15 protein-coding genes and 1 pseudogene are annotated in these 14,798 nt (G+C 32.2%); 11 read left to right on the top strand and 5 right to left on the bottom strand.

Features of this window, described 5'->3' with window-relative positions:
- Positions 1–374: 374 nt before the first annotated feature.
- Both ELD05_RS00835 and ELD05_RS00840 read left to right on the top strand, forming a co-directional pair.
- Entirely contained in the window at positions 375–1,319 is a 945-nt protein-coding gene (locus ELD05_RS00835) for a transposase (RefSeq protein ID WP_127350978.1), read from the top strand.
- Between the two features lie 199 nt (positions 1,320–1,518).
- Positions 1,519–2,463 (top strand): transposase, encoded by a 945-nt coding sequence (locus ELD05_RS00840; RefSeq protein WP_127350942.1) that lies wholly within the window; start codon positions 1,519–1,521, stop codon positions 2,461–2,463.
- A gap of 87 nt (positions 2,464–2,550) precedes the next feature.
- On the opposite strand, the gene ELD05_RS00845 is transcribed toward ELD05_RS00840, so the two are convergent.
- The 3 genes from ELD05_RS00845 to ELD05_RS00855 all read right to left on the bottom strand — a co-directional run bounded on the left by ELD05_RS00845 (position 2,551) and on the right by ELD05_RS00855 (position 5,863).
- On the bottom strand, positions 2,551–3,939 hold the full coding sequence (locus tag ELD05_RS00845) for a hypothetical protein (protein ID WP_127350979.1): 1,389 nt from the start codon (positions 3,937–3,939) through the stop codon (positions 2,551–2,553).
- Positions 3,940–4,039: 100 nt separating this feature from the next.
- Positions 4,040–4,873: a hypothetical protein gene (locus tag ELD05_RS00850; protein ID WP_127350980.1), complete on the bottom strand. Its 834-nt coding sequence runs from the start codon at positions 4,871–4,873 to the stop codon at positions 4,040–4,042.
- Between the two features lie 24 nt (positions 4,874–4,897).
- Positions 4,898–5,863 carry a S8 family peptidase gene (locus tag ELD05_RS00855; protein WP_127350981.1) on the bottom strand — a complete coding sequence of 322 codons (966 nt, stop codon included), beginning with the start codon at positions 5,861–5,863 and terminating at the stop codon, positions 4,898–4,900.
- 488 nt (positions 5,864–6,351) lie between these two features.
- Here ELD05_RS00855 and ELD05_RS00860 point away from each other — a divergent pair.
- The 6 genes and pseudogenes from ELD05_RS00860 to ELD05_RS00885 all read left to right on the top strand — a co-directional run.
- A pseudogene (locus ELD05_RS00860) lies at positions 6,352–6,812 on the top strand (class I SAM-dependent methyltransferase); the annotation flags it as partial.
- Positions 6,813–7,144: 332 nt separating this feature from the next.
- On the top strand, positions 7,145–8,278 hold the full coding sequence (locus tag ELD05_RS00865) for an iron ABC transporter substrate-binding protein (RefSeq protein ID WP_127350982.1): 1,134 nt from the start codon (positions 7,145–7,147) through the stop codon (positions 8,276–8,278).
- A 28-nt stretch (positions 8,279–8,306) separates the two neighbouring features.
- Positions 8,307–9,383 (top strand): FecCD family ABC transporter permease, encoded by a 1,077-nt coding sequence (locus tag ELD05_RS00870; RefSeq protein ID WP_127350983.1) that lies wholly within the window; start codon positions 8,307–8,309, stop codon positions 9,381–9,383.
- 3 nt (positions 9,384–9,386) lie between these two features.
- On the top strand, positions 9,387–10,151 hold the full coding sequence (locus ELD05_RS00875; RefSeq protein WP_127350984.1) for an ABC transporter ATP-binding protein: 765 nt from the start codon (positions 9,387–9,389) through the stop codon (positions 10,149–10,151).
- A 37-nt stretch (positions 10,152–10,188) separates the two neighbouring features.
- On the top strand, positions 10,189–10,623 hold the full coding sequence (gene tsaA, locus ELD05_RS00880) for a tRNA (N6-threonylcarbamoyladenosine(37)-N6)-methyltransferase TrmO (protein WP_127350985.1): 435 nt from the start codon (positions 10,189–10,191) through the stop codon (positions 10,621–10,623).
- A 23-nt stretch (positions 10,624–10,646) separates the two neighbouring features.
- On the top strand, positions 10,647–11,186 hold the full coding sequence (locus ELD05_RS00885; RefSeq protein WP_127350986.1) for an FmdE family protein: 540 nt from the start codon (positions 10,647–10,649) through the stop codon (positions 11,184–11,186).
- Here the strand turns inward: ELD05_RS00885 and ELD05_RS00890 are convergent.
- A complete protein-coding gene (locus tag ELD05_RS00890; RefSeq protein ID WP_127350987.1) occupies positions 11,162–11,620 on the bottom strand; it encodes a DUF3842 family protein in 459 nt (152 codons plus the stop codon). The two genes, ELD05_RS00885 and ELD05_RS00890, sit on opposite strands and share 25 nt — an antisense overlap.
- 247 nt (positions 11,621–11,867) lie before the next feature.
- Between ELD05_RS00890 and cheB the strand changes: the two genes are divergently transcribed.
- Positions 11,868–12,935 (top strand): chemotaxis-specific protein-glutamate methyltransferase CheB, encoded by a 1,068-nt coding sequence (gene cheB / locus ELD05_RS00895; RefSeq protein ID WP_127350988.1) that lies wholly within the window; start codon positions 11,868–11,870, stop codon positions 12,933–12,935.
- A 167-nt stretch (positions 12,936–13,102) separates the two neighbouring features.
- Here cheB and ELD05_RS00900 read toward each other — a convergent pair whose 3' ends face one another.
- A complete protein-coding gene (locus ELD05_RS00900; protein ID WP_127350989.1) occupies positions 13,103–13,654 on the bottom strand; it encodes a hypothetical protein in 552 nt (183 codons plus the stop codon).
- Between the two features lie 108 nt (positions 13,655–13,762).
- On the opposite strand from ELD05_RS00900, the gene ELD05_RS00905 reads away from it, so the two are divergent.
- Together ELD05_RS00905 and ELD05_RS00910 are read left to right on the top strand one after the other, a co-directional pair.
- Positions 13,763–14,119: a DUF6922 domain-containing protein gene (locus ELD05_RS00905; protein ID WP_241243549.1), complete on the top strand. Its 357-nt coding sequence runs from the start codon at positions 13,763–13,765 to the stop codon at positions 14,117–14,119.
- Positions 14,120–14,131: 12 nt separating this feature from the next.
- Positions 14,132–14,791 carry a nucleotidyl transferase AbiEii/AbiGii toxin family protein gene (locus ELD05_RS00910; RefSeq protein WP_241243550.1) on the top strand — a complete coding sequence of 220 codons (660 nt, stop codon included), beginning with the start codon at positions 14,132–14,134 and terminating at the stop codon, positions 14,789–14,791.
- Positions 14,792–14,798: the final 7 nt, after the last annotated feature.

Genomic DNA, 14,798 nt, shown 5'->3' on the forward strand with positions numbered 1-14,798 from the left:
ATTTTACCATGGCTGGTATATCATACATTTACTATTAAAATCTCAGCCCCCATAGACCTATATCCTCTGCAAAAGTTTTATCTTTTGGATATTACACTCATTAGCATAAGTAAATTCCAATGCTAAAGGTCTTGTTTTTTTCTTTTGTTTTCTTTCAATTCATTTTCTGTAACAAACAGTTTTAAATTTTATCGCATGGGATATTTTAAATTTATTTTCTAGGTAATTTGTACTTAATAATTATATTTTTTTTAGAGGTTGTTGAATAAAAGAAATAACCATATAGAGTAAACATAGTAACAAAAGAAAAAAGCCCCCTTGTGTTATAATTTTAATTTAAGAGAAAACCACAACAAAACACAAGGGGGAAAAAGATGACTAAGAATATTAAAGCACAAAATAAGAAATTTTTAAAGCTGCTTTTTGTAATAAAAAAGGTTACTGAAGTTTTATCGAGGAAGATAAAGCAAAATAGAAGGGGACGACCGAGGAAATTTAATCTGTTTCAGATAATAGCTTGTTTGGTTTATAAAGTTAAAAAGGGGATAAAGAGTTTCAGAGAATTAGAATATCGAATAAATCAAGACACAGAGTTTAAGCAAGTAGTAGGTATAGAAGAAAGTCCGGACTATTCATATTTTGCAAAGTTGTCAAGAAAAATAGAAAAAGAATACATGCAAGATATAAAAGACATATTAATAGCTAAGATAGAACCTGATATGAGTATAGCGATAGTAGACTCTACGCCGCTGAGAAGTGCCAAAAATGATTCAGAAGCAAAAATAGGTATACATATTACAATAGGATTTTTCAGGGGATACAAATTACATCTTTTGTGTACAGGTAAAGAAGAAGTAATACCACTTTTCTGGATTTTAACAGGGGCAAATGAACATGACTCAAGACAAGAAGAGCTTTTGTATAGGGCATGGGGCTTTGGCTGTGAGATTGTATTAGCAGATGCGGGATACGATTGTAGCAGATGGTTTAATATAGCAAATGAGCTTAAAGTTAAATTTGTTGCTGGGATAAACAAAAGAAACATGAAAGATAAAAACAATGTTAAGAATGTTTTTAGAAGCAAGAACATAAGATTTTTAGAAACTGAAGAGGGTAAAAAGCTATACAAGCAGAGAACAAAGATTGAAAGACTATTTAGCAAATTAAAAGGTGAATATAATCTTGAGAATGTGAGGCTCAAGGGATTTAGAAATTATAAAAGGTATATTGATTGGATACTAATTACTTTTCTATTTGAGCAACTTCTTAGAAAGTTAGAAGGTAAGAAGTTTTCTTTCGCTTATGAATGGAATCAATAACTTTTGTTTATTTTATGTATTGTTGGTAATATTTTTTATTCAACAACCTAAATAATTATATTTTTTTTAACTAAAACTTGAGGTTGTTGAATAAAAGAAATAACCATATAGAGTAAACATAGTAACAAAAGAAAAAAGCCCCCTTGTGTTATAATTTTAATTTAAGAGAAAACCACAACAAAACACAAGGGGGAAAAAGATGACTAAGAATATTAAAGCACAAAATAAGAAATTTTTAAAGCTGCTTTTTGTAATAAAAAAGGTTACTGAAGTTTTATCGAGGAAGATAAAGCAAAATAGAAGGGGACGACCGAGGAAATTTAATCTGTTTCAGATAATAGCTTGTTTGGTTTATAAAGTTAAAAAGGGGATAAAGAGTTTCAGAGAATTAGAATATCGAATAAATCAAGACACAGAGTTTAAGCAAGTAGTAGGTATAGAAGAAAGTCCGGACTATTCATATTTTGCAAAGTTGTCAAGAAAAATAGAAAAAGAATACATGCAAGATATAAAAGACATATTAATAGCTAAGATAGAACCTGATATGAGTATAGCGATAGTAGACTCTACGCCGCTGAGAAGTGCCAAAAATGATTCAGAAGCAAAAATAGGTATACATATTACAATAGGATTTTTCAGGGGATACAAATTACATCTTTTGTGTACAGGTAAAGAAGAAGTAATACCACTTTTCTGGATTTTAACAGGGGCAAATGAACATGACTCAAGACAAGAAGAGCTTTTGTATAGGGCATGGGGCTTTGGCTGTGAGATTGTATTAGCAGATGCGGGATACGATTGTAGCAGATGGTTTAATATAGCAAATGAGCTTAAAGTTAAATTTGTTGCTGGGATAAACAAAAGAAACATGAAAAATAAAAACAATGTTAGCAATAGTTTTAGAAGCAAGAACATAAGATTTTTAGAAACTGAAGAGGGTAAAAAGCTATACAAGCAGAGAACAAAGATTGAAAGACTATTTAGCAAATTAAAAGGTGAATATAATCTTGAGAATGTGAGGCTCAAGGGATTTAGAAATTATAAAAGGTATATTGATTGGATACTAATTACTTTTCTATTTGAGCAACTTCTTAGAAAGTTAGAAGGTAAGAAGTTTTCTTTCGCTTATGAATGGAATCAATAACTTTTGTTTATTTTATGTATTGTTGGTAATATTTTTTATTCAACAACCTAACTAAAACTTTTATAAAAACTATTAAGGACAATAAACTCAAGAGTCATGTTTTATTAAAAATCTTGGATATATTATAATAGCATTTAGTTCTTCTGTTTCAGAATTTACAATTAATGAGAAAAATTCTTCCATATATGATATCTTTCTTATTAACTCATTATCGTTTAAATAAATATATGTATATTTTTCCTCTGGATTAACTGTGACAAAAATGGAACAGTTTTTTAAAAGATAAAACTCTTCAATTTGTTCTTTATATGGAATATTAATTGGTAGTTCGAAGAAGGAAATTTCATTGGTTCCTATATAATGTTTTATAAAAAAATTTTTAATTGGTAGTAAATAAGTATGGAAAGGACGATATAATAAAAAGTATCTATTCTCTTCTATATATACTGGACGTATTTTTTCTGAGGGAAAAGGTAGGGACCCTATAAAAGCTCTTTTTTTCGTTTCTAGATTGTAAGTAAAGATGTCGGTTCTTTTTGTCAAAAAATTTTCTTTTACATAAGGTATAAATGGAGAATCGATATAAAGAGAATGACTTTTTATACTGTAAAAAAAGCCATAATTAGGTTTTCCATAGTTTAAAAAACTTAATGTTTCAGAATACTCAACTTTATCAATTATATATTTAGATAACGCAGGCATTACACCGCTGATTAAATCTTGAATTAACTCTTCACAAGGAATAATCAGTAAAGTTTCAATCTTATTAATTATATCTTCACCTAAATTAAAATAGTATCTTTTTTCATCTGAGCTAATTCTACCAGTTTTAATAAATAGATAATTTCTGTTTTTGAATTTTTTTATTTCTGCGAATGAAATTTCGCAAATATAGTGGTTATCTGTTATAAATGCATCAAGATAAAATTCAGATTTATTATATAGGTCAATAATCAGAACAAATTTATCTTTAAAATTTTCACAATTATTTATTAGCATTATATATCTTTCATTTAATGCCAATACGTGAGTTGTAGATGGAATAAGCATATCTTTGTTTTCATTTTCTTCAGAAAACTCCATAATAAAACTGAACAACAAGCTCTCCTCTTTTTTTGCTAAATCTACACTATATATTCTAATTTCACTAACTTTAGTACTAGTTGAGGTTATTGTGTAACCAGTTAGAGTAAATTTCTCCTCATCAAAAAAAATTATTTGAGATATTTTATTTTTGAGTTTATAACTAATAGTTTGTTCGACCTTGCCATTTTTAAAGGATAAAACTATAATAGATTCAATAATACTTCCAAGTATATCGTTCTTTTCCATAACAAACAGTATATTATTACAACTTTGATAAATAGGATGAAAAGATAACATGTCTTTATTAGCAAAAAAATTATAATGATTATATGTAATTTTATGATAATTGTTTAACATTTCTGATAAATCATATACAGGAATTTCAAACATTATTTTAAAAATTCCCTCCTAATTTTCAATTATTTTTGGCAATGAGGGTTGCCAGAAGTATTTAATAATGACAACCCTCAAGAAAGCTATTTGAAAAATTTCAATATAAAAGATAAAAAATATGAGCAGGAATTTTAGTATCCTTATTCATATAAATATGATAATGATAAAAATAATTAGGCATGCTTCCATGAATTTCTGGTCCATAAACATATCCACCAAATGTGATATAATTTTTTGCTACTGAATCAGCAAGATTTTTAGCCTTGATTTTATATTTACAGAAAACATCTAACCAATTATATACTCTCATATAAGCTTCTGAATAATCTATTGCTGGACCGATATAAAGAATACCATTTTTTATTGCTGCTTTATAATAATCATAGTTTCTGTTTTTAACATTTTCAATTACTTCACTTGCCTCTACATATTTTTCTCCAAATAAAACAATTATTTTACCAATTGCTAATAAAATTGCTGTTAGAATTTCAGCAAGTCCTAAGGCTATTGAAATATCAATAACAAACTGTGCCGTAACAGTATCCGAATCACCAATATTATACTCTTCCTTTGTTTTTTCATCAATCAATTTTGCTTTCAAATTCTCACCATCAAAGTATTCTACTTTTACAGAAAAGTTTCTTTCTTCTGGGATTGATGTGTCCAAACTTTTATCAAACTTTTTATTTTTGATTGGCTTGACTTTTAATTTTATCTCGTTTGTATCTTTATCAAGTGTAGCAATATACTTGTATCCTTCATACTCAGCTTCTGCTGTTTTAATTTTTTTGTCAACATCATAGACCTTTATTTTATCTTTCCAAACATCATATCTTGGCTTTGCAAAGCTGACAGAACTGATAGGCAAAAAGGTTAATATAAAACTAATACAAACAATGATAGCTAATATTCTTTTCATTGTACTTTTCATTTTAAACACCCCTCCGAACTCTTTTTATTTGAATTTCACAAGACCAAAGCCAAATATATTATCTTTACCTTTTTCACCGAGGTCTTCAGAAAGCTTTATTAACACATTATAAATTTTGTCTTTATTAATACCATATTTAGGATTTAGGTTCCACTTTTCTGGTTTGCTTAAGATAAGAGCGATAATTGCTGTCAGGTGTGCAGCAGCAACAGAGTTTCCACTTGAGAGTTTGTAACTATTGTTTATGGCTGTGGACAAAATATTTTCACCATAAGAGCAAAAATCAATTTTGCCTTGAGAAGAAAACTGCGATATTTGGTTTTTGCAGTTGACAGAAGCAACAGATATAACTTCGGGGTATGATGCAGGAAAGCCTGCTTTTGAACCAAATGAATTTCTTGCCGAGGCAACAATGATTATTCCATGTTTTGCTGCTTTTATAACAGCTTTTCTGAGTTTTGGATTATCAGATGAGGTAGAAAAACTCATGTTTACAATGTCAATCTTGTTTTTTATACAAAAGTCAAGAGCACGTACAACGAGGTCAACTTTTCCTTCAAGTTTTTTATTTAAGATTTTCAAGATGAAGATTTCAGCTTCAGGTGCAATGCCGACAATACCAAAGTTGTTATTTTGAGCTGCAACAATACCAGTGATAAAGGTTCCATGTCCTGTTTCATCTAAAGCGGGTTTGTTTGGCTCAATAAAGTTAATAGTTTTGATAATATTTGCACCTTTTAAATCAGGGTGATTTAGGTCAATACCAGAATCCAGAATAGCAATTTTAACCTTTTTACCTCTGGTAAGTTTCCATATTTTTGTGATACCAAGTTTTTTGTAGCTCCAGGGAACAATTTGCTTTTTATAGGCTTGTAGTGGGTTTTGGGTAGAAGGATTATTACTCATGTAGAGATTAGCAGCAAGTATTGATGATAATATTGCAAAGATAGCACCTGACAGTAAAAAAAGCTTTTTATGTTTGTGCAACAACTTAGAACCTCCCGGTAGAATAAATAGGATTAAAGTATTTAAGAAGTGTTTAGTATAATAATAGTCATCAACTCCTTTCAATGGATAAAATAGCTATAAATACTTATATCAAAAAAAAACGCAATAGGCAAATTAAATAAATTTTATTTTCTTCATATGGAGAGTTTAAACAAATGGAATTGTTGAAAAAACCGAAAAAAATAATTTCAGTATAACTTTTTGACCAAAACTTAAATAGTCTACTAATATTTTTCATGGGATTGTAAACTAATTTTATTTCAACTTTCTGCAAAAGTCAGGTTAAAAATAAATCTAATTTCTCACATAGTGCAAAGATATTTACTACAGCTAAAAAATGTGCGAAAATAATTAGGGAAAAACTTATAAATAGATATTGAGAAGTTTCACACGATTTGTGCTTGGATTGAGATTATAGGATGAAATCAGAAATTTAAATAAGATTAAAAGTCTACAGTTGGAGGACTTCTATGTTGAACACAAAAGAATATTTTAACAGTTTAGCAGATAAATGGGATGCACTTGTAAAGCATGATATTGACAAGATAGAATTTTTGTTAGGTATTCTAAGAATTAAAAAAGGTTCATATATTTTAGATGTGGGTTGTGGTACAGGTGTTTTGACAGAACATTTGTTAAAAAGGGTTGGGAGTGAAGGTAAAATTTTTGGTGTCGATTTTTCAGAAAAGATGATAGAGATAGCTAAGAGTAAGTTAAGGATTTTCCAAATGTTGAGTTTATAGTTGAAGATGTCAATTTACTGACTTTCAAAAACTATTTTGATTACATAATCTGTTATTCGGTATTTCCACATTTTGAAGACAAAAAAGAGGTTTTAAAACAGCTGCATAAAATGCTTAAAAATGGTGGAATTCTTTTAATTGCTCATTCACAGTCAAGAAAGGCTATTAATCAACTTCACAAAAGTTTGCCTGCTCCCGTGAATAATCATTTTCTGCCCAGTGCATGCTATATTAAAATGATTGCTAAGAGATATTTTTTAAATTTAAAAATTATCGATGATGATGAAATTTTTGCAATTGTCTTGAAAAAGAAAAGTCTATAAATTATAATATACACTTGTTGAGCATCACGAAGATGCTCAACAGTTAGATTGTTATTTGGTACATACAAAAAATCTAAGAAACTCTCAATTATATAGATATAAAGCATATAAACATAAAGCCCACGAAGGGTGAAGGTTTCACCTTTGGTGGGTTTTTATTATTTTATCACAAATATATACAAAGGAGGTATAAAATGATGAAAAGTAAATCTTTTAACTTGATAAGAAAAACGGTAGTAAGTTTTTTATTGATTTTAAGCGTTTTACTTCTGATTGCCTCTGCTGCACTCTCAGGTTATGCAAAACAAGTAAAGTCTTCTCAAAAGCTTATCATCACAGACCTTCTTGGCAGAAAAGTAGAGATTGAAAACAAGAAAAACAAAAGAATTGTTGCGATAGGACCTGGGGCACTCAGGCTTGTTTTGTATGTCAATGGAACAAAAAATATAGTTGGAGTTGAAAATGCAGAAAAGGCATGGGAAGAAGGTTCAAGAACATATATCATGGCATATCCTGAGCTCAAAAGACTTCCAACAATTGGCCAAGGCGGGGCAGACTCATCCCCTGATCCAGAAAAACTTATTTCTGTAAAACCAGATGTTATTTTTGCAGCAAGTTTTTTAGACAGGGCAAAGGCAGATGCTCTTCAAGCAAAAACAAAGATTCCTGTTGTGGTACTTGACTATGGTACAAAGCTTCTTTTTGATGAGAATGTATACAAATCGCTCAGAATCATTGGAAAGATTGTAGGAAAGCAGCAGCGTGCAGAAGACCTCATAAACTATATGCAAAGGTGCAAGGCATTTTTCAATGAAAGAACCAGAAATATCCCGGCTTCTAAAAAGCCAAGGGTGTATGTTGGGGCTATCAGTTTCAAAGGCGGGCATGGATTTGAAAGCACAATGGGCAAGTACTTTCCATTTTTGGCCATAAACGCAGTAAATGTCGCAGACCAGGCAAACAAAGAAGGCTGGTTCATGGTTGAAAAAGAAAAGATTTTAGAGTGGAACCCTGACATTATATTTATTGACGAGGCAAATTTGGATCTTGTAAAACAGGATTACAAGAAAAACCCTGAGTTTTATAAATCACTTTCAGCTTTCAAATATGGCAAAGTCTACGGTCAGCTTCCTTACAACTTCTATTGGACTAATATAGACACTGTTTTAGCAGACACATTCTGGATTGCAAAGGTTGTGTATCCAGACAGATTCAAAGATGTTGACCCAATCAAGCGAGCAGATGAGATTTACAAATTCTTCTTAGGGAAGCCGCTTTATACCAAGATGGCAAAGAAATTTGGTGGGTTTGTGAAAATAAAGCTTGACTAAAAATTAAGAGCAAAGAGGTTTTATGAAGATGACTCAAGAAGTAAAGAAACACCAAAAACTAAAATCCCAGTACAAAAAGCTTGTTGCTGAGAAAGTGCTGTTTTTAACTACTATTGCTATCTTGACAGTGCTTCTTTCGGTATATGCAATATCGTCAGGTTCATCGGATTTGAGTTTTTCTGATGTTTTAAAGGCTTTTTTAGGAAAAAGTGATGCAAGAACAGCTCTTATAGTCTTTGACATAAGACTTGTAAGAGTTGTTGCGGCAATTTTGGCAGGGATTGGCCTTGCAATTGGAGGAGCTGCAATTCAAAGCCTTTTTCACAATCCCTTAGCATCTCCTTTTACTCTTGGAATTTCGCAGGGTGCTGCGTTTGGTGCGGCAATTGGAATAATTGTGCTGGGCGGCGGGGTAGCATCCTCTGCCGCCTCTGACTCTGTTACCATTTTGCATCCATCAGTGGTCGTTGTGTGTGCTTTTTTGGGGTCAATGTTATCAACTGGAGTAGTACTTGCTTTAGCACAAATAAAGAGGTTTTCACCAGAGGCAGTTGTGCTTTCTGGAGTTGCCTTGAGTTCTCTTTTTTCTGCCGCAACAACTATAATTCAGTATTTTGCATCTGATGTTAAAATTGCTGCGCTTGTGTTCTGGACATTTGGCGATATTGGAAGAGCGACATGGGATGATGTAAAGATTATGGCGGTTTTTGTAATTTTAGCATGGTTGTATTTTTTGGCAAATTCATGGAACTACAATGCAATTGCAAGCGGCGAAGATGTTGCAAAAAGCCTTGGTGTGAATGTTGAAAGAACAAGGTTTTTTGGGATTTTAGTAAGCAGCTTTATAACATCTGTGATTGTATCCTTCTTAGGAATTATAGGTTTTATATGCTTGGTAGCGCCTCACATAGCACGAAGGTTTATAGGAAATGACCAGAGGTTTTTGACTATGGCATCTGGTCTTGTAGGTGCGTTTTTGCTTCTTTTGTCAGACACAGTAGCAAGACTTATAATACAGCCAGTTGTTTTGCCAGTTGGCGCTGTGACATCTTTCCTTGGTGCACCGCTTTTTATGTATCTTTTAATCCGCGGAAAGAAGGTATGAAAAATGCTGAAAGTAGATAACCTTGAATTTAGCTTTAAAGACTTTCAGGTCTTAAATGGGATTTGTTTTGAAGCAAGAAGAGGAGAGTTTGTGTCAATTTTAGGAAACAACGGTGCAGGAAAATCTACACTTTTAAAATGCATAGCAAGGCTTTTAAAGCCCAAAAGTGGAGTTGTGCTGATAGACGGCAAGGACGCAAATAGTTTTTCTTTACACCAGCTTTCAAAAAGTGTTGCATATGTTCCGCAAAGATACACTACAAACAGAATAACAGTGTATGAGGCAATACTTCTTGGGAGAAAGCCGCATTTTACAGGACTTATCCCTTCTTCAGAAGATTTGGAGAAGGTTGAGATGGCACTTGATATTTTTGGCTTGAAACACCTTGCTTTCAGATACTTAGATGAGATAAGCGGCGGAGAGCTTCAAAAAGTGGTGATTGCAAGGGCGTTTGTCCAAGAGCCAAAAGTGTTGCTTTTGGATGAGCCAATAAATAACCTTGATTTGAAGAATCAGATAGAGGTTTTGAAGATTTTAAAAAGACTTTCAATGCAAGAAGGGATTTTAGTAATTGTAATCTTACATGACTTAAACTTGGCCATCAGGTTCTCTGACTGGTTCATCTTCATCAAAGATAGAAAAATATTTGCATCAGGTGGGAAAGAAGTAATAAGGGCTGATATAATCTCAAAGGTATATGGCATAGATGTAAAAGTAGAAAAGCATGGTGATGAGATTTTTGTTGTTCCAATAGTAGCTGCTATTTAAACATAAGTTAGTTTTTAAAAGGGGAGATTTTGGACTGATGGAACTTGTAAAAATAGGAATAATTCACAGTCCATATAAAACAAAAGAAGAGGCGCCACGGCAGGGTGCAGATTCAGAAGAGATTTGCTATATAGAAATATTTGAAAAATATATTGAAGGATTAAAAGATATTGAAGAAGCAAGATACTTAATTGTTTTGTATTGGGGTCATCAGTCAAATAGGGGGGTTTTGACAACTTTGACGCCATTTTCAGATGTTCCCAAAGGTGTTTTTGCATGCAGGTCTCCAAACAGACCAAACCCAGTACTTTTAGATATTGCAGAGCTTATAGACCGAAAAGGCAATGTTCTTGTTGTAAAAGGGCTTGATGCAATAGATGGCTCGCCTGTAATTGACATAAAGCCTTATTATGAAAGAATTGACATTCCCAAAGGGTTACAAGAAAAAATTTTTGAAGAACAAAGCAAATGACATGTTTGAAAGGTGGTGTTAATATGACATGGGAAAAAGAACTTTTCTGGAAAAAGGCAGCTGAGTTTCACGGGCACATATGCCCAGGTCTTGCAATAGGTTTTAGGGCATGTGAGGCAGCAGCAAAAAAGCTTTCTCTTGAGTTTTCTTCGGATGAAGAAGTAGTTTGCATAACAGAAAACGATGCATGTGGTGTTGATGCTATTCAAGTCATTTTGGGCTGTACTGCTGGCAAAGGTAATCTCATTTTCAAAGACAGGGGCAAACAGGCATTTACATTTTTTAGGCGAGATACAAATCAGGGTATTAGAGTTGTGTTCAAAGGTTTTGCAGAAAACAGGTCAAGAGAAGAAAACTTACAGTATATCCTTGAAGCGCCTTTGGATGAGATTTTCGAGTACAAAGAACCAAAAGACAAAGTTCCAAATATGGCACGAATTTTCCGTTCTTTAAAATGTGAAAACTGTGGAGAGAGAGCAGCAGAGCACAGAGTAAGAATTTTGGATGGCAAATTTTTGTGTCTTGACTGCTATGAAGACTACTCAAGAGGATGGGGAAGATAGGAATTTTCCTCATTCTCTTTTTTTAAAGTTTCTTTTATATCCTCAATTATCTGCGAAAATATCTCTTTCATAGATAGATTTACAGTGCCAGGAATAAATATTCCATGAAGATTCAAAGGAATTATGTACTTTTTGCAATCAAGGCTGAAAACTAAATGTGCTATCTTTGCAGTAATTTCACCGTTTATTCCGCCACAGGTCAGAATTCCAATAGGACCCACAATTGCATCTGGTACAAAGTTTGTCAAAAAATAAACAATTTCATCTTCACCGCAATATCCTACATCTGCACCATTTTTGATCATGTTCTGCATAGCCACTTTGTTAGTTCCAAGCGCAACAACTTTTATTTTATCTTCAAATTCTTTTTTTAGTCTTTTTATAAATTCCCTTCCAATTCCAGCACCCTGTCCGTCTAAAACTGCAATGACCATGTGTGTATCTCAATCCTTTGACATTGTGTTTTTTAAGTAATTTTAATTATAAAACCTTTTAAATTTGGTTGTCAAAAAAAATTATCTATCATCTTTATTGATTTTTCAGTTATATAGCTTTTGTATTATTTTGCCTTCAAAAAATCGCAAAAAATTTAATTGAATATTTGCAACAATTTTGTGTATAATTTCTCATGTATGGAGTTCCAAAATACTCAAATAATAATTTTATATGGTGAAGGAGACTATGAAAAGGATCTTGATTGTTGATGACTCTGAACTGATGTGTGAAGTTATAAAAGGAGCTTTGAGGGGTTTAGAAGAAGATATAGTTGTTTTTATAGCTACAAATCCTCTTATTGCTATTAGAAAGGCTGGTTTATTTAACATTGATTTAGCACTAATTGACTATGAAATGCCTTATATGAATGGTCTTTTACTTATCGGCTATTTAAAGGAGATAAATCCATTAACAAAAATTGTAATGGTTTCTGCTTATACTGAACCTGGTGCCCAGATTACTCTTGAAGCACTTGCAAGAGGTGCAATTGATTACATATTAAAACCCTCAAATAAAGAAGAATTTGAAGGATTTAAAAAAGAACTGTTAGATAAAGTTCGCTGGATATTAACAGGAAGAGAGTTTAGCCGTAAAAAAAGTAAGATAGAGAAAGACAGACCTAAAGTTTTAAGTTATCTTGAGGGTCTTAAAGCTGGTACTCCTAATTATTTAGTGGATAAGCTAAGAGAAAGTAAAGTAATAGCAATTGGAATTTCGACAGGAGGTCCCCCTGTTTTAGAAAAGATTTTTACAAATCTTAAGAAAGATTTTTCGATTCCAATATTGGTTGTTCAGCACATGCCACCAGCATTTACAAAAGCCTTGGCTGAAAGACTTTGCAAACTTTCTCAAAGACAAGTGAAAGAAGCCGAAGATGGTGAAAAGATTGAAAATGGTGTAATTTATATAGCAAAAGGTGGAGTGCATCTTGCTGTTGAAAAGATCTTAGGAAAGTATTACTTAAGACTTCTTGAAAATGTCGAAAAGGTGAATAGCCACAAACCATCTTGTGATATTTTATTCAGTTCAGTAGCTGAATGGTACGGGAAAAATGCAACAGGCATAATCATGACTGGAATGGGCTGTGATGGAGCAAATGGTCTTTTGGAAATGAAAAATCAGGGTGCCTTGACAATTGCGCAAAGCAAAGAATCATGCGTAGTTTTTGGCATGCCAAGAGTCGCCATAGAAAAGGGAGCGGCAGAAGCAGTACTAAGTACAGATGAGATTATAAGACTTTTAAATGAGGTATAAACCTAAAATAATAAATTTAAAATATCCCTTTAAGATTAAAGACACATCGATATATTCACACTGCCTAAGATAAATGTTCAGTGAAGATTCAAAGGGATTATACACTTTTTACAATTAAGGCTGAAAACCAAATGTGCTATCTTAACGGTAATTACACCACTCTATTCCTATACCTTCACATCCAAAACAGAAGTTGAAAAATTGCTCTGCAAATAAGGTACAACTCCATTTTGAGGACTATAAGTATACATCATAATGTCTTGCAAAATAGGGATGTTATTGCTCATAAGATTTTTTAAATCATCAGCTGACAGTCCTTTGGTCAAAAATAAATAACTACTGGAGAGCATAGTAATGTCTTGTTCTTGAAAAGTTTGGTATGATGTCAAAACTCCTTTTTTTAGAAGATTTAGCTGGTTTGCTATTTCAACTAAAGTACTTGGTGAGGACAGATCTGGCATCTGCTCAAAACTGTTTTGTACTACCTCTAAACCTGATTTGGAGCTTAGGATTTCTGGACTGTATATTTTAAGCTGGTTTTCGAAACTTGGAAGTTGTGCTTGCTTTTCAAGGATAGCTACTTTATCAGGTGTTATGTTGTTTTTCAAATTGTTCAAAACATTTCCTTGAGAAATTATTGTATAGTCAATTGAATTTTGCAAACTCTGCGAAAAAGTGTTTATCAAAGATTTTGAACTAATGTATGATATACCTACCATTTTACCTCAACTCTTTTTATACTTTTTTGGATATCCCCTCATATTTTTATTATACCACAATTCTTACTCAAAAGTTTTCAAAAAAGATGTGTATCTTTTTGCTCAAGTATGGTATATATAAAGTTAAAGCAAACTCTTTTGGGGGCTTATGATTTTAAGATGGACAGCCAAACTCAAATACCCGAAAAGTTTAAAAAATTCTTTTGGGATATTGAATTTGAAGATTTAGACATTCAGAGGCACAAAGCATTTATCATCACGCGCCTTCTTAACTTTGGAGACCAAGATTGCATAAAGTGGCTATTTAGCACATATTCAAAAGAAGAGATTAAAGATGTGGTAAAAAATAGCAGAAGTCTTTTGAAAAAACCTGCAAGATTTTGGCAACTATATTTCAATTTGAAAGAGGATGAAATGAGGTGTTTTGAGGTTTTCAAAAAGATGGAAGGGATGTTTCCGTTTTAGGGGTATTTCAAAATGGAGGTTAGCGTTAAGATGTTTTTTAATGTTTTAGAGTATCAAAGATATGAAGTTCTAAATAAGATTGTAAAAAGTGATGTAATTGGAGAGTTTTACTTAGGTGGGGGGACAGGACTTGCTTTGCAGCTTGGACATAGAGTTTCAGAGGACTTCGACTTTTTTTCACCAATAGAATTTTCAAGCGACTATATAATATATAAATTGGAAAAAGTAGGCGATATAAACATATTGTACTCAGCAAAAGATACTCTTCATATGCTTTTAGATGGAGTTAGGGTAACATGGCTATATTATCCTAATCCTTTATTAGATAATCTTGTAATACCAACTGAAATAAAAGGCTTGAAAATTGCTTCAAAAATAGATATAGGTGTGATGAAATTAGTTGCTATTTCTTCAAGAGGCTCAAAAAAAGATTTTATTGATTTGTACTGTATATGTCAATCAGGAATAAAGTTAGAGGAGCTTGTTAAGTTTCTTCCACAAAAATTTCCAAACAAAATGGTAAATCTTTATCATATCCTTATGAGTCTCTGCTACTTTGATGATGCTGATGATGAAGCAATGCCCAAGATGTTCATTAGACTTGACTGGGATAATGTCAAGAGGTTTTTCTTAGATAGTTGTCGGAAATTAATCAAATTAATAGAACAATAATTTTCAA

The sequence above is a fragment of the Caldicellulosiruptor changbaiensis genome, from assembly GCF_003999255.1.
Taxonomy (GTDB): Bacteria; Bacillota; Thermoanaerobacteria; order Caldicellulosiruptorales; family Caldicellulosiruptoraceae; genus Caldicellulosiruptor; species Caldicellulosiruptor changbaiensis.

Excerpts from the sequence above, each read along its gene's own strand:
- ELD05_RS00900 (WP_127350989.1), bottom strand. The coding sequence starts at position 13,654 with ATGGTAGGTATATCATACATTAGTTCAAAATCTTTGATAAACACTTTT.
- ELD05_RS00910 (WP_241243550.1), top strand. The coding sequence starts at position 14,132 with ATGGAGGTTAGCGTTAAGATGTTTTTTAATGTTTTAGAGTATCAAAGA.
- ELD05_RS00890 (WP_127350987.1), bottom strand. The coding sequence starts at position 11,620 with ATGGTCATTGCAGTTTTAGACGGACAGGGTGCTGGAATTGGAAGGGAA.
- ELD05_RS00845 (WP_127350979.1), bottom strand. The coding sequence starts at position 3,939 with ATGTTTGAAATTCCTGTATATGATTTATCAGAAATGTTAAACAATTAT.
- tsaA (WP_127350985.1), top strand. The coding sequence starts at position 10,189 with ATGGAACTTGTAAAAATAGGAATAATTCACAGTCCATATAAAACAAAA.
- ELD05_RS00835 (WP_127350978.1), top strand. The coding sequence starts at position 375 with ATGACTAAGAATATTAAAGCACAAAATAAGAAATTTTTAAAGCTGCTT.
- cheB (WP_127350988.1), top strand. The coding sequence starts at position 11,868 with ATGAAAAGGATCTTGATTGTTGATGACTCTGAACTGATGTGTGAAGTT.
- ELD05_RS00885 (WP_127350986.1), top strand. The coding sequence starts at position 10,647 with ATGACATGGGAAAAAGAACTTTTCTGGAAAAAGGCAGCTGAGTTTCAC.
- ELD05_RS00840 (WP_127350942.1), top strand. The coding sequence starts at position 1,519 with ATGACTAAGAATATTAAAGCACAAAATAAGAAATTTTTAAAGCTGCTT.
- ELD05_RS00870 (WP_127350983.1), top strand. The coding sequence starts at position 8,307 with ATGACTCAAGAAGTAAAGAAACACCAAAAACTAAAATCCCAGTACAAA.
- ELD05_RS00850 (WP_127350980.1), bottom strand. The coding sequence starts at position 4,873 with ATGAAAAGTACAATGAAAAGAATATTAGCTATCATTGTTTGTATTAGT.
- ELD05_RS00865 (WP_127350982.1), top strand. The coding sequence starts at position 7,145 with ATGAAAAGTAAATCTTTTAACTTGATAAGAAAAACGGTAGTAAGTTTT.
- ELD05_RS00875 (WP_127350984.1), top strand. The coding sequence starts at position 9,387 with ATGCTGAAAGTAGATAACCTTGAATTTAGCTTTAAAGACTTTCAGGTC.
- ELD05_RS00905 (WP_241243549.1), top strand. The coding sequence starts at position 13,763 with ATGGTATATATAAAGTTAAAGCAAACTCTTTTGGGGGCTTATGATTTT.